Here is a 14,114-nt window from a genome sequence, read left to right on the forward strand (position 1 = left end):
GCACAGAGAGCACCCATGGAACACGTCGACGCTGTTGTGGTCGGATCGGGCTTCGGCGGGGCGGTCGCCGCCTACCGGCTCGCCGACGCGGGGCTGTCGGTGGTGGTCCTGGAGCGGGGCAGGCCATACCCGCCCGGTGACTTCCCCCGCGGCCCCGCCCAGCTCGCCCGGGCCTTCTGGGACCCGTCCGAGAGCCTGTACGGGATGTACGACGTCTGGAGCTTCCGCGACTGCGACTCGGTCGTGTCGAGCGGGCTCGGCGGCGGATCCCTCATCTACGCCAACGTGCTGCTGCGCAAGGACGAGGACTGGTTCGTCCACGAGGAGTCACTGCCGAAGGGCGGCTACGAGTCCTGGCCGGTGAGCCGCGCGGAGCTGGACGCGCACTACGACGCGGTCGAGCAGATGATCGGCGTCTCGCCGTACCCGCTGGGCCACCCCGCCTTCGGCGACACGCTCAAGACGCTCGCCATGCGTGACGCGGCGGCGGAACTGGGGCTCGACTGGCGGCTGCCGCCGCTCGCCGTGAGCTTCGCCCCCTCCCGCGGCGCGGAACCGGGGCTGGGCCTGCCGATCGCCGAGCCCGAGTACGGCAACGTGCACGGCCGCGTCCGCCGCACCTGCCGGCAGTGCGGCGAGTGCGACCTCGGCTGCAACGACGGCGCGAAGAACAGCCTGGACCACACCTACCTGTCCGCCGCCCGGCGGCGCGGCGCCGACCTGCGCACCCTCCACCAGGTGCGGGCCGTCCGGCCTCGGGTGGGCGGCGGCTACGACGTCGAGTACGTCGAGCACATGCCGCCCGTCTCGCCGGACGACGACGACCGCCGCCGCCCGCGGTGGACCGGCCCGCACACGATCAGCTGCGACCGGCTCGTCCTGGCCGCCGGGACGTACGGCACCACGCACCTGCTGCTGAAGAACCGGGCGGCCTTCCCCGGCCTGAGCCGCGCGCTCGGGACCCGCTTCTCGGGCAACGGCGACCTGCTGGCGTTCCTGCTGCGCGCCACCGACCGCAGCCGCACCCGGCCCATCCAGGCCAGCCGCGGCCCGGTGATCACCAGCGCGATCCGCCTGGAGGACGGCCCGGACGGCCGGGGCGCCTACATCGAGGAGGGCGGCTACCCGGCGTTCGTCGACTACCTGGTGGAGGCCGCGGACCTGGGCGGGGAGGCCGGCCGGGCGGGCCGCTTCCTGCTGGAGCGCCTGCGCGGGCTCGTCACCCACGACACGAACCTGTCGGCCGAGATCGCCGGGCTGCTCGGCCGCGGCGAGCTGTCGGGCACGTCGCTGCCGCTGCTCGGGATGGGCCGCGACGTCCCCGACGGCGAGCTGCGGCTGCGCGACGGCCGGCTCGACGTCGTCTGGACGGCCGAGACGAGCGACGCGTACTACGAGCGGCTCCGGGCCACGATGCGGCGGATCGGCCACGTCCTCGGGGCCGAGTACGCCGACAGCCCGTCGTGGTGGCGCAAGCGGGTGATGACCGTCCACCCGCTGGGCGGCGCGCCGATGGGCCGCCATCCCGGGGAGGGCGTCTGCGACCCGTACGGCGAGGTCTTCGGCTTCCCGGGCCTGTACGTCGCGGACGGCGCCGCCATGCCGGGGCCGGTCGGCGCCAACCCGGCGCTGACGATCGCCGCGCTGTCCGACCGCATGTGCACGCGGATGCTGGAGACGCCCACCCCGACCGCGGCCCGCGTGACGGCCGCGCCCGAGCCCGTCGCGGGGCCGGACGACCCCCCGCCGGTCTTCGGCGAGCGCACCTCGCTGTGGTTCGTCGAGGAGATGCGGGGCTTCCTCGGCGTCGGCCGCACCGACCCCCGGTCACGCATGGGCACGCCCGAGGGCGGCCACGTGACGTTCCGCCTCACCATCACGGTCGACGACATCGCGGCCTTCCTCGGCGACCCCGGGCACCGGGCGCGGGCGGAGGGCTGGATCGACACGGCCGTCTGCGGAGGCCGGCGCCCGATCGCGCGGGGCTGGTTCAACCTCTTCGTGCCGGGAGAGGCGCCCGACCGCAGGCGGATGAACTACCGCCTCCACTTCTGGGACGCCGACAACCGGCCGCGCACCCTGTCGGGCTACAAGGACGTGCACCACGGCCCGCCGACGCGGCTGTGGCTCGACACCTCCACCCTGTACGCGCGGCTGCTCGAGGGCCACGTCGACGAGGGGGGCGACGACGACGCCAAGGTGGTGGCCGCCGGCACCCTGCACATCCTCCCGTCCGACCTGGCGCGGATGCTGACCACCTTCCGCACGGCCGGCCCGGACGGCACGGGGGCGCTCACCCGGTTCTGCGGCTTCTTCCTCGGCGAGCTCTGGGACATCTACCGGCCGCGCCAGGGGTCGTAGTCGACCTCCAGCGGCTCCTGCTCCGGGCGCTCCGCCTCGGGCACGTGCTGGAGGTTGACCCGGATGCGGAACCAGACCGAGCTGCGGCCGCGCATGCCGTCCACCAGGACGTCGGCGGGCCGCAGCAGCCGCGCCACGTCGGGGTGGCGGGCCTTCCAGCGCTCGAACCCGGCCATCGCCTCGTCCCTCGTCTGTGCCCGGGCGATCTCGATCAGCGGCATGGTCGGCTTGCGCCGCCCCTCGCCCTTCGGCGGGGCCGGGCGCGGGCCCTGGGCCTCCGCCAGCTCAAGCAGCGGGTCGAGCACGCCCGCCGCCCCGTCCATCCCGGCCCACGGGTCGCCCAGCTCGGCGTACCGGTCGGGCACGCTCGCCATCGTGAAGTCCTCGGGCCGGCACGCGGCCACCTCGTCCCAGCGCAGCGGCGTGGAGACGAGGCCGGTCGGCCGCACCGAGTAGGCCGAGGCGACGGTGCGGTCGCGGGCGTTCTGGTTGTAGTCGACGAACACGCCCCACCGCTCCTCCTTCCACCACCGGCTCGTGGCGATCTCCGGCGCCCGGCGCTCGACCTCACGCGCCACGGCCTCGGCCGCCAGCCGGACCTCGCGGAACGCCCACCGGGGCTCGATCCGCGCGTACACGTGGAAGCCGCGCGAGCCGGACGTCTTGGGCCAGGCGGTCAGGCCGTGCTCCTCCAGCACGTCGCGCGCGACGAAGGCGGTGCGGACGATCTGCTCCCACGTGACCCCCGGCACCGGGTCGAGGTCGATCCGCAGCTCGTCGGGGTGGTCGAGGTCCCCGGCGCGGACGGGGTGCGGGTTCAGGTCGACGCAGCCGAGGTTGACCGTCCACAGCAGGGTGGCCAGGTCGCGGATCACGACCTCGTCCGCCGTGCGGCCGGAGGGGTAGCTGAGCTCCACGACCTCGATCCAGGCGGGGCGCTTGGCCGGGGCCCGCTTCTGGAAGAACGCCTCCTGGTCGACGCCGTGCACGAACCGCTTCAGGATGACCGGCCGGTCGGCCACGCCGCGCAGCGCCCCCTCCCCCACCACGCGGTAGAAGGACACCAGGTCGAGCTTCGTGTGCCCGGTTTGGGGGAAGACCACGCGCTCGGGACTGGTGATCTTCACTTCCCTGCCGTCGACCTCCAGCGTCATGCCGCCACCCTACGCCGCCCCTCATACATCGGAGCTATCCCGGAAATCCGTCCGACGTGAAGGTTCACGTCCGCCTGACTTGCTTGACTCATCGGATGTCTGATGCCTAGTCTGAGCCCACCGCGACCAGCGGTGTGCGCGCGTGGACGCATGGAGGCTCCTCTAGGCACCTGAGACGGCCGGTCACTGGCGAGACCCGGCCTGATCGGAACGGAGATGCTGTGTTACGACGCGCGTCAACGGTATGGGTGTGGCTCGCCGCGCTCATCGTCGTGGCCGCCACGACGGTCGTCGTGAGCCCGCCGGCCACGGCCGCCGCCACCTTCAACGTGAAGGACTACGGCGCCAAGGGCGACGGCTCGAACAACGACAGCGGCGCCATCAACAAGGCCGTCACCGCCGCGAACGCCGCCGGAGGCGGGATCGTCCGCTTCCCCTCCGGGACGTACAGGTCGAGCAACACGATCCACCTGAAGAGCAACGTCACCCTGCAGCTCGACTCGGGCGCCACGCTGAAGGGCTCCGGCTCCGACGACTACGACGCCCCCGAGTCCAACCCCAACGACGACTATCAGGACTACGGCCACAGCCACTTCCACAACGCGATGATCTACGGTGACCGGCTCACCAACATCGGGATCACCGGGTCGGGCACGATCGACGGCGGCGGCCACCTGATCACCGGCAACCCCGACTCCGGCCAGGCCGACAAGATCCTTTCCCTCACCCGGTGCAACGGGCTGACGCTCAACGGGGTCACGTTCCGCCGGGGCGGCCACTTCGCGATCCTCACGAACGGCTGCACCGGCATCACCTCCGACCACCTGCACATCGACACCGCGAGCGACCGCGACGGCTGGAACGTCATCAGCGCGACCAACGTCACGATCACGAACGCGGACATCGCCGCCAACGACGACGCGCTCGTGTTCAAGAGCGACTACGCGCTGGGCGCCAAGATGCCGAACGGGCACGTCACCGTGACCGACTCCCACCTGTCCGCCGAGTGCTGCAACGCGCTGATGTTCGGCTCGGAGACCTGCGGCGACTTCAGCGACTACCAGTTCGCCCGCATCACCATCACCGGCGCCGACAAGTCCGGCCTCGGCATGGTGTCCATGGACGGCTCGGTCATCAGCGACGTGCACTACCGGGACATCACGATGACCGGCGTGCGCTCGCCCATCATGCAGAAGATCGGCACGCGGAAACGCTGCGGCAACAATCCCGGAGTCGGCCGCATCAGCGACGTCACCTACGACAACATCCAGGGCACCGGGGTCAGCCCGTCGTTCAGCCCGACGCTCTGGGGCGAGTCGGGGTCCAACCGGATCAGCGGGGTGACCTTCACGAACGTGCACCTCACCGTGCCCGGCGGCAACGGCACGATGTCGACCTCCGTCCCGTCCAACGACCCCAAGGACTACAACCCGAAGAGCATCGGCACCCGGCCGGCGTACGGCTGGTACATCCACAACGCCGACAACGTGAAGTTCGTGAACAGCTCGGTCGAGTTCGCCTCGAACGACGGCAGGCCCGCCGTCATCGCGAACGCCGCGAGCGGGCTCACGTTCGACCACTTCACGGCCGAGCGCGGCTCCAGCAGCCCGCACGACCTCGGATTCCAGTCCGTCACCGGCTACTGCGTGACGAACAGCGCGAACAGCTCCGGCGGTTCCCTGCGGATCAGCTCGTCCGGCGGCTCCACCCAGAGCTGCGGCTGAGCCCCGCCCTCCCGGCCCGGCCCTTCCGAGGCGCCGGGCCGGGAGGCCCGCGGACGACGACCCCGCCGGTTACGATCGAGGTCGCGTCCACCGGCGGCAGGGGACGGCCTTGGACTATCCGACGCACCCGTACGAGGACGTCTTCAGACTCGCCTACCACGGCCTCCGGCCGGGCCTCGTCCTGGTCGTCGTGGACGGCGAGATAGACGTCTACACCGGCCCCTACCTCAGGAATCTCCTCACCGAGGTGCTGCACGAGCACGCGCACGTCATCGTCGACATGAGCCGGGTGGACTTCTTCGACTCGACCGGGCTCGGGATCCTCGTGGGGGGCCTGAAACGCGCCCGCGGGCGGGGCGGGTCGCTCGTGCTGGTCATCGCCGACGCGGCCGACCCGTCCCAGCGGGAGAGGCAGGACAAGACCCGCAAGTACCTGCGCATCACCGGCATGTCGAAGGTGTTCCCCGTCTACGGCGACCGGATGGACGCCGTACGGCGCTACGCGGAGGTCGACGGGCGCCTCACCTACGCCGGCGAGCCGGACGAGAACTGGGAGGAGGTGAGCGGCAGGCCGACACCGTCGCCAAGCTGATCGCCTCGCTGGGCGGGACCCGGGAGGCCGTGGTTCAGGTCGGTTCGGTCCTGCTCGTCAAGTACGACGGCGTGATCGCCTCCCGCAACCTCACTCCCGTCGAGCTGTCGAAGCTGGAACGCGACCCGCTCATCCTGCGCGACCCGGCCGCGGCGATGTCCCTCCTGCGCGATCTGCAGAACGCCGCCGTCGCGGACGCGTCGCAGCCGGCTCCGGAGGTCTCGGAGTCCTGAGGCGCGGGCGCGCCGGTCAGCCGGCCGGTCAGCCGCCGGCGAGGCGGGGGGCGACCGCGGCCCGGGCCCGGCGCCAGGGGCCGCCGTACGCCGCGATCGACAGCAGGAACACCACCTGGCCGCCCAGCGCGACGACCAGCCAGCTCCCCCAGCCGCCTCCGGCCACGACCTGGGGGGCGGCGACGAGCAGGCCCACGATCATCACCCGGACGACCATGCCCCACAGGCCGAGGGCCGCGCCCTGCAGGCTCGGCCGCACGTCCTCCGCGTCCTCGGAGTAGCCGGCCATCCAGGGGACGTACGCGACGCCCATGGCGAGGAAGATCAGGCCGTAGACCGCGGTGACGTGGGCGACGCCCGGGTTCTCCGCACCGGTGAGCGACACGAAGTAGCCGAGCAGCGCGATCGTCGCGACGGTCCCGGCCAGCATGAACGGCTTGCGCAGCCGGAGCCGGTCGGACACCCGCCCGACGACGACCACGGTGACGGCGTTGAGCACGATCCCGAGCGCGACCACCCCGTTGGCCGCCGCCACATCCATCCGGAACGCGTCCACCAGCACGGTCTGCCCGAAGATCGCGAACGTCCAGTAGAGCACCTGCCAGCCGGTGTTGCCGACCACGTGGGCCCACAGACGGGGGTGGCGCAGCAGCTCGCGGACCCGTCCCGGGTCGAACGCCTCCTCGCCGCCGACGGCCTCCTCCTCGGTGAGCACCCGCGCCCGCAGCGCCGCGGACGGCTCGGCGATCTGCCAGACGACGAGCGCGCACAACAGCAGCGAGACGACACCCATGATGATCGCCTGCGACTGCCACGCGTCGTCGAACGCCGGCAGCGTCGCGCCCGCGATGGCCGAGGCGAGGAACGAGGCGCCGACGGGTCCCCACGTCCAGAACGCGAAGGCCTGGGCGCGGCCGAGCCGGGGCGAGAAGTCCCGGACGAGGCTCGCGGTGATCGTGATGCCCGCGCCCTCGATGAACAGCATCAGGCACCGCACCGCGAACAGCCCGGAGACGCTGCTCACGGTCGCCAGCAGGAAGTTGCACGCGGCCGTGACGGTGAGCGTGGGGACGAGGATGGCGACCCGGCCCCACCGGTCGCTGAGGATCCCGCCGAACCCGGCCGACACGCCGCCGACCAGCACGGAGGCGGCGGCGATCAGGCCGTACGTCTCCAGGGACATGCCGAGGTCCTCGCGCAGCAGCGGCAGGATCGTGGCGATCGTGGTCTCGAAGTTGGCGATCAGGCTGGCCAGCACGGCGACGGCCAGCAGCCACAGCCGGCGGCGCCCGGTGGGGTAGACGGTCAGCTCGCGCACGTAGAACGGTCTCATCGCAGCCTCGCTTACGCCTCGGCGCCCGGGGGCGGGCGGAGGTCAGAAACAGACAATCGTTCTAGAACGCGCTTCCAGGTATCACATCCGCCCCGGCGGCGTTCGTCAACGAGACGGCGGATCACAATGTGATCTCGGCCGCGGTGAGCCCGGTGGGGGCGGCCGGCCCCGAAGACGCGGCGGGCGCGACGCCGGGCGGCCGTCACAGCCCCGCGGACCGCAGAGCGGCGTCGAGGACGGCCAGGTTGTCCCGCTGGTCCCCGACCGCCCGGGCGAGGACCGCCGCGTACGGGCCCGCGGGACCGTCCGGCCGGCTCCACGGGAACCCCGCGGCTCCGGCGGCCGTCCCGGGACGTCCCGCCGCACCGCCGGCGCCGGGGGGATCGGGCTCGGGGGCGACGACGTCCTGCTCGACGACGATCCAGCCCTCGTAGCCCGTCCGCCGGAGCTCGGCGGCGATGGCGGAGACGTTCAGGTCCCCCGACCCCAGGGGGCGGAAGCCGCCCCGGCGGACGAGCTCGGCGAGGTCGCCCCCGGCGGTACGGACCCGGGCGAGCGTGTCGCGCGCGGCGTCCTTGACGTGCACCTGCCGGATCCGCGGCGCCCAGTCGCGCAGCGCGCGCACCGGGTCGCCGCCCGCCAGCCACAGGTGCCCGGTGTCGAGGCAGAGGGAGACGTCGGTGAGGTCGAGCAGCCGCTCGATCTCCTCGGGCGTCTCGACGTCGGTGCCCAGGTGGTGGTGGAAGGCGGGTTCCAGCCCCCGGTCGCGGCAGCGGGCCGCCGCCTCCCGCACCCGCGCCGCGAACGCCGGCCACTCCTCGTCCGGGACCCGGAGCCGGCGGTCGGCCGGCATGCCCGGCCGGGCGTACCTCTCGGGGTTGTCGGGGCACGCGAGCGTGGGACGCGGGGCGAACCGCGGGTCGTCCACCGGCACGGACGCGAACACGTCGAGCGCGGCCTCCAGTGCGACGACGTCCTCGGCGAACCCGCCGGGGTCGCCGTACCGCAGGTCGACCCAGCCGCCCGCGAGGCCGAGCCCGTGCCGGGCGAGCCGGCGGGCGAGGCCGGGCCCGGTGCCGAGGTAGCCGAGGGGCCCGGAGTCCGTGCCGTCGTACCCGGCCTCCCGCATGGCGGCGAGCATCTCGTCCGGCCCGATCGCCGCGCGCCCCGCGAGGTAGACGCCGAAGCTGACCGGTGCGCTCGCGATCCGCACGGCGCGCGCAGGCCGCCCGCTCGGTCCGGCCGGGTCGCGGGACACCTTCCCACCTCTCTCGCCATGCCGTGCCGCCTGTCCTCGACGCCGATCAGCCCTGGACGGGCTCCGCGGAGGCGGCGAATGGAAGCACGGGGCCGGCCCCGATTAGATCACAGGACGCCGGGGGGCCTCCCCCGATTCCGGCAGACCCGGCCCGCGGGGGGATCAGAGTGATCCGCCGAGGTAGCGCTCGGCCAGCTCGCAGCTGCCCCGGGTGTAGCCGGCGCCGAGCTCCCCGGCGATCTCCGCGGCCGGGTGGGAGCCGATCCAGGCGACCAGGAGCAGACGGCGGAACATGATGAACGTCCAGATCTCGGCCTCGTCCTCGGGCGGCAGGTCGAGCACGGTCCGGTAGCCGCGGACCCACGAGCGGGCCATCTCGGGCACGAGGGGGTGGTGCTCGATGAAGGACACGGCGGCGCCCAGGTCGTACAGGTACCAGCCGAGGCCGCAGTCGTCGAAGTCGATGACGCTGGTGCCGGCGGACCCGTCGACGAGCAGGTTGGCCAGGCGGAGGTCGGCGTGGATGAGGCCGTACCGGCCGGGCCCCTTGCCGAACCGCTCCAGCCGGCGGCGCAGTTCCGCCTCCAGCCGGCCCAGCACCTCCCGCGCCTCCCGGTCCACGCCGGCGCCGTCCTGCCACCTGCCCCAGCGGGGGGACGGGCCGAACGCCGCGTCGAGGTCCCAGTGGAACCGGGTGAAGGCCGCGGGCCTCGTCCACTCCCGGGCGTGCCGGTGCATGCGCGCGGTCATCTCCCCGAGCCGTTCGAAGTCCTCGACGAGGCCGTCCTCGGCCGGCTCGGCGCCCGGCAGGAACTCGAACATCACGCAGTGCCGCGGCTCGGCGCCCGGGTCCTCGACGCGGACGACCCGCGCGCCGTCGCGGGCCGGCACCACCGCGGGGGTGCGGATCCCGGCGTCGGCGCGCAGCGCCTCCAGCCAGTGGAGCTCCGAGGCGATGGCCTCCGGGGAGTGGTACCCGAGCCGGTGGACCCGCAGGATCGTCCGCGCGCCGCCGTCGTCGACGGCGAACGTGGCGTTCTCCGACACGTTGATGAGCGTCACCTCGGCGTGCGGGGACACGTCGTACCGCCGCAGGGCGCGGCGCGCGACCTCCTCGACGCGGGCGAGGACGGCCTGTCCCGCGGACAGGTCGTGGACCTGCATGCGTTCTCCTCAGGGTCCAGTGGGTTCACCGGGTCCGGTCATGGCTCCCTGTGAGTGTGCCGCAGTGAGTGTGCCGCACGGCCCGCGGGTCGCCGCCGGCCGGTGCCTCCGCGCGGGTGTCAGCCCTCGGCGGCGTCGAGGACCCGGCGGGCCTGGCGGACGACGGCCTCGTCGACGAACCGGCCGTCGGCGAGCGCCACCGCGCCCTGGTCGGCGGCGGCCACGACCCCCACCGCCGCGACGATCTCGTCCTGGCTCGGGCGGTAGGCCGCCGCGATGACCGGCACCTGGAGCGGGTGGATGGCGGCCCGCCCGCGGAAGCCCAGCGCCCGGCCCTCGGCGCACGACGCGGCCAGCCCGTCGAGGTCGCGGACGTTGGTGTAGACCGACTGCGCCGGGGCGGGCAGCCCGGCCGCGCGGGCCGCCACGACGATCCGGGAGCGGGCCCAGGCGAGGCCGGCGTCGTCGCCGATCCCGAGGTCGGCGCGCAGGTCGGCCTCGCCCAGCCCGACGCCGGCGACCGCCTCGCAGGCCGTGGCGATCTCGTAGGCCCGCTCCAGTCCGAGCGCCGACTCGACGAGCGGCCGCAGCGGCACGCCCGGGACGGCCTCGGCCACCTGCCGCACCTCCTCGGCCGACTCGACCTTCGGGATGCGGACGCCGGCGGTGCCGGACAGCAGCGAGGCGAGCGCGTGCAGGTCCGCCTGGCCGTACGGGGTGCGGACGTCGTTGAGGCGGATCTCCACCCGGGGCTGCGGCGTGGCGAGCAGCGCGACGGTCTCGGCCCGGGCGGCCCCCTTGTTCTCGGAGGCGACCGCGTCCTCCAGGTCGACGATCACCACGTCCGCCTCGCCGGCCAGGGCCTTGGCCACCCGGTCGGGACGGTCGGCGGGGGCGTACAACCAGGTCAGCGGCTGGTTCGACGGCACAGTGTGACTCCTCCGAGGGGACGCGGACGCCTGCTCCTTTCCGGCCCGGGCGCGGTCAATCGGGTCGTCGCTGTGAGATGTCACACGACGCCCTTGTCCCGGAGGGCCGCGAGCTCCTCGCCGGACACGCCGAGGGCGCCCAGGACCTCGGCCGTGTCGGCGCCGTGCGGGCGGCCGGTCCAGCGGATGCCGCCGGGTGTCTCCGACAGCCGGAACATGACGTTCTGCATGCGCACCGGCCCGAGCTCCGGGTCGTCCACGGTGGTGATCGCGTCGAGCGCCCGCAGCTGCGGGTCGGCCATGACGTCGGCGACGTCGTAGACGGGCGCCACGGCGGCCTCGGCCTCCTCGAACGCCCGCAGCACCTCGGCGCGGTCGCGGACGGCCACCCAGCGCGCGACGGCGGCGTCCAGTTCGTCGGCGTGCTCCACGCGGCCGGCCCCCGTGGCGAACCACGGCTCGTCCACCAGCTCGGGACGGCCCACCAGGCGCATCACCCGTTCCGCGATGCTCTGGGCCGAGGTCGAGACGGCCACCCAGCGGCCGTCCGCGCACCGGTAGGTGTTGCGCGGCGCGTTGCTGACCGACCGGTTGCCGGTGCGCGGCGGCACGGTCCCGAGCCGGTCGTAGATGGTCGGCTGGGCGCCGAGCACGCCGAGGATCGGCTCGATGATGGACATGTCGACCACCTGGCCGCGTCCCGACCGCAGCGCGGCCATCACGGCGAAGGCGGTGGCGAGCGCGCAGATCCCGTCGGCCAGCCCGAACGGCGGCAGCGTCGGAGGGCCGTCCGGCTCGCCCGTCATCGCGGCGAACCCGCTCATCGCCTCGGCGAGCGTGCCGAAGCCCGGCCTCCGCGCGTACGGGCCGAACTGCCCGAACCCGGTCACCCGGGCGAGCACCAGATCGGGGTTGGCCTCCCGGAGGCGGTCGTAGGAGAGGTTCCACCGCTCCAGCGTCCCCGGCCGGAAGTTCTCGATCATCACGTCGGCGCCGCGGACGAGCCGGAGCAGCAGGTCGCCGCCCTCGGCCGCGGACAGGTCGAGCGTGACGGTCCGCTTGTTGCGCCCGAGCATCTTCCACCACAGGCCGCCCGGGCCGTGTCCCCGCGACGGGTCGGGCCTCGCCGGGTGCTCGATCTTGATCACGTCGGCGCCATAGTCGCCCAGCAGCATGGCGGCCATGGGCCCGGCGAACAGCGTGGCCACGTCGAGGACCCGCACCCCCGCCAGGGGGCCGGTCGCGGGGCTCGTCATCGTCCCTCCATCGAGGTCAGGACCTCGTCGATCTCGTGCCGGTGCGGCATCGACGTGCTCGCGCCCGCCCGCCCCACCGACAGGGCCGCGGCGGCCGACGCGAACCGCAGCGCCCGCTCCGGGCCGAGCCCCTCGGTCCGGGCCACGGCGAGCGCCCCCGCGAACGTGTCGCCGGCCGCCGTCGTGTCCACGGCCCGCACCGGCAGGGCCGGGACGCGCAGCCGGGTGCCGTCCCGGGAGCCGTACAGGGCGCCGCGCTCGCCGAGCGTGACGACGGCCTCCGGCACGCGGCCGAGCAGGGCCTCCAGGGCCTCGTCCGGCCCGGCCGCGCCGGTGAGGGCGGCGGCCTCGTGCTCGTTGGGGACGATGAGGTCCACGCGCTCAAGCAGCTCGTCCGGCAGGGGGACGGCCGGGGCGGGCGTGAGGATCACCTCGGGCCCGGGCACCCGGGCGGCCGCCACGACGGCCTCCATCGGCAGCTCCAGTTGCAGGAGCAGGGCGGCCGACCGGCCGATGACCGCGGCGTCCCCGTCGTCGGGGCCGGCGACGGTCCCGTTCGCCCCAGGCACCACGATGATCGCGTTCCCGCCCCCGTCCTCCACGACGATGTGCGCGATGCCCGACGGGCCGGGCACCGTGCGGAGGCGGCCGACGTCCACCCCGGCGTCCGCGAGCGCGGCGCGCAGGCCCGGCCCGAACGCGTCGTCGCCCACCGCCCCCACGAACGCCACCTCGGCGCCTGCCCGGGCGGCCGCGACCGCCTGGTTGGCGCCCTTGCCGCCCGGGATCGTGCGGAACGCCCGGCCGGTGACCGTCTCGCCCAGGCGGGGGGCCGCCGGGACGTAGGCGACCAGGTCCATGTTGGCGCTGCCGAAGACCGAGATCACGCGCCGTCCCCCTTCCCGTCCGCCGCGACCTCCGGCCAGAGCCGGACGGTACGGCGGGCCAGCTCGTCGAAGCCGATGCCGTCGAAGCCGGTGAGGCTGCTCGCCAGCCGGTTCCTCGTGGTCCACCGGGACGGCACGCCGCCGTTGAGCGCTCCGGCGACGGAGCCGGCGGTGGCGGCGGCCGAGTCGGTGTCCCAGCCTCCGGCCACGGCCGCCCCGACGGTGCGGGTGAAGTCCCCTTCGCCGTGGACCAGGGCCGCCGCCACGAGGGCCGCGTTGTTGACGGTGTGCACCCAGTGGAGGCCGCCGTGCCGCTCGTACAGCCGGTCCACGACGCGTTCGAAGTCGCGCTCGGCCGCGGCGTCGGCCACGGCCGACCGCACGGCCCGCGCGAGCCGCGACCCGGGCGGCACCACGGCGAGCCCGGCCTCGACCACCTCCTCCACCGAGGCGGCGACGAGCGCCCGCGCGCACATGGCTGCGGCGAACATGGCGCCGTAGATCCCGTTGGCCGTGTGGCTCAGCCGGGCGTCCCGCCAGGCGAGCGCGGCGGCCCCGCCCGGGTCGCCCGGGCGCGCCCAGCCGTACACGTCGGCCCTGATCATCGCGCCGATCCACTCGCGGAAGGGGTTGCGGTGCGTCGCCGTGCGCGGCGGCTCGACGCCCGCCAGGAGGTTGCGGTACGCCGCCCGCTCGGCCGTGAACACCCGTCCCGCGGGCAGCTCGCCGAGCCACAGGACCGCCACGTCGTCGGTGGTGAACCCGGCGCCGTGCCGTTCGAGGAGGGCCAGCGCGAGCAGGGCGTAGTTGAGGTCGTCGTCCTCGGGGACGCCGTCGATGTTCTCGGCGAGGCTGGTGGCGGCGCTGCGCCGGTTCCACGCCCACCGCTCGGCGATCTCCGGCGGCAGGCCCCTCGCGGTGAACCAGCCCCGGATCGGCCAGTTGCCGGTCGCCTCGGCGATGGCCCGGATCCCCTCGCGCGGGATCTTCTCGACGGGCTTGCCGAGCAGGCACCCGGCGGCCCTGCCGAGCCACGCGCCGAGCACCCGCCCGGGATCCGGCCGCGCGGGGACGGCCGGGGGCGCGGGCCAGGACGGGCAGGCGGCCACGATGTCCGGCAGGTCCGACGGCTCGGGCAGCGGCGACGGGATCGCGGCCAGCTCGTCGAGCAGGTCCTCGGCCAGCGCCCGGAGGCCCTCGGGCGCCGGGCGGGGCGAGGCGCC

At 74.3% G+C, this 14,114-nt stretch carries 12 protein-coding genes; 4 read left to right on the plus strand and 8 right to left on the minus strand.

Annotated features, from left to right (window positions below; all coding sequences use genetic code 11):
- Positions 1–15: 15 nt before the first annotated feature.
- Positions 16–2,361, plus strand: coding sequence for a GMC oxidoreductase (locus MPTA5024_RS27465; protein ID WP_036329930.1), 2,346 nt, complete (start codon positions 16–18; stop codon positions 2,359–2,361).
- Here MPTA5024_RS27465 and MPTA5024_RS27470 read toward each other — a convergent pair.
- On the minus strand, positions 2,337–3,515 hold the full coding sequence (locus tag MPTA5024_RS27470) for a DNA polymerase domain-containing protein (protein ID WP_036329932.1): 1,179 nt from the start codon (positions 3,513–3,515) through the stop codon (positions 2,337–2,339). The genes MPTA5024_RS27465 and MPTA5024_RS27470 overlap by 25 nt on opposite strands.
- A gap of 221 nt (positions 3,516–3,736) precedes the next feature.
- On the opposite strand from MPTA5024_RS27470, the gene MPTA5024_RS27475 reads away from it, so the two are divergent.
- From MPTA5024_RS27475 to MPTA5024_RS27485, 3 genes are all read left to right on the plus strand, one after another.
- Positions 3,737–5,239: a glycoside hydrolase family 28 protein gene (locus MPTA5024_RS27475; protein ID WP_198167427.1), complete on the plus strand. Its 1,503-nt coding sequence runs from the start codon at positions 3,737–3,739 to the stop codon at positions 5,237–5,239.
- A gap of 109 nt (positions 5,240–5,348) precedes the next feature.
- Positions 5,349–5,831, plus strand: a complete 483-nt coding sequence (locus MPTA5024_RS44740) for an STAS domain-containing protein (RefSeq protein WP_063794786.1) — start codon at positions 5,349–5,351, stop codon at positions 5,829–5,831.
- 29 nt (positions 5,832–5,860) lie between these two features.
- Positions 5,861–6,064: a hypothetical protein gene (locus MPTA5024_RS27485; RefSeq protein ID WP_051458752.1), complete on the plus strand. Its 204-nt coding sequence runs from the start codon at positions 5,861–5,863 to the stop codon at positions 6,062–6,064.
- A gap of 28 nt (positions 6,065–6,092) precedes the next feature.
- On the opposite strand, the gene MPTA5024_RS27490 is transcribed toward MPTA5024_RS27485, so the two are convergent.
- The 7 genes from MPTA5024_RS27490 to MPTA5024_RS27520 form a co-directional block, all read right to left on the minus strand.
- A complete protein-coding gene (locus MPTA5024_RS27490; RefSeq protein WP_051458753.1) occupies positions 6,093–7,397 on the minus strand; it encodes an MFS transporter in 1,305 nt (434 codons plus the stop codon).
- A gap of 202 nt (positions 7,398–7,599) precedes the next feature.
- Entirely contained in the window at positions 7,600–8,655 is a 1,056-nt protein-coding gene (locus MPTA5024_RS27495) for a TIM barrel protein (RefSeq protein ID WP_051458754.1), read from the minus strand.
- 162 nt (positions 8,656–8,817) lie between these two features.
- A complete protein-coding gene (locus MPTA5024_RS27500) occupies positions 8,818–9,819 on the minus strand; it encodes a phosphotransferase enzyme family protein (protein WP_036329934.1) in 1,002 nt (333 codons plus the stop codon).
- A gap of 119 nt (positions 9,820–9,938) precedes the next feature.
- A complete protein-coding gene (locus MPTA5024_RS27505; RefSeq protein WP_036329936.1) occupies positions 9,939–10,748 on the minus strand; it encodes an HpcH/HpaI aldolase/citrate lyase family protein in 810 nt (269 codons plus the stop codon).
- Positions 10,749–10,828: 80 nt separating this feature from the next.
- Positions 10,829–12,004, minus strand: coding sequence for a CaiB/BaiF CoA transferase family protein (locus MPTA5024_RS27510; protein ID WP_036329938.1), 1,176 nt, complete (start codon positions 12,002–12,004; stop codon positions 10,829–10,831).
- Positions 12,001–12,891 carry a ribokinase gene (locus tag MPTA5024_RS27515; protein WP_084370058.1) on the minus strand — a complete coding sequence of 297 codons (891 nt, stop codon included), beginning with the start codon at positions 12,889–12,891 and terminating at the stop codon, positions 12,001–12,003. The genes MPTA5024_RS27510 and MPTA5024_RS27515 overlap by 4 nt, the downstream gene beginning before the upstream one ends.
- The coding region (locus MPTA5024_RS27520; RefSeq protein WP_036329940.1) for an ADP-ribosylglycohydrolase family protein at positions 12,888–14,114 on the minus strand (1,227 nt) is incomplete at its 5' end. The genes MPTA5024_RS27515 and MPTA5024_RS27520, both read right to left, overlap by 4 nt.

This window comes from Microbispora sp. ATCC PTA-5024 (assembly GCF_000511135.2).
In the GTDB taxonomy this organism is placed as follows: domain Bacteria; phylum Actinomycetota; class Actinomycetes; order Streptosporangiales; family Streptosporangiaceae; genus Microbispora; species Microbispora corallina.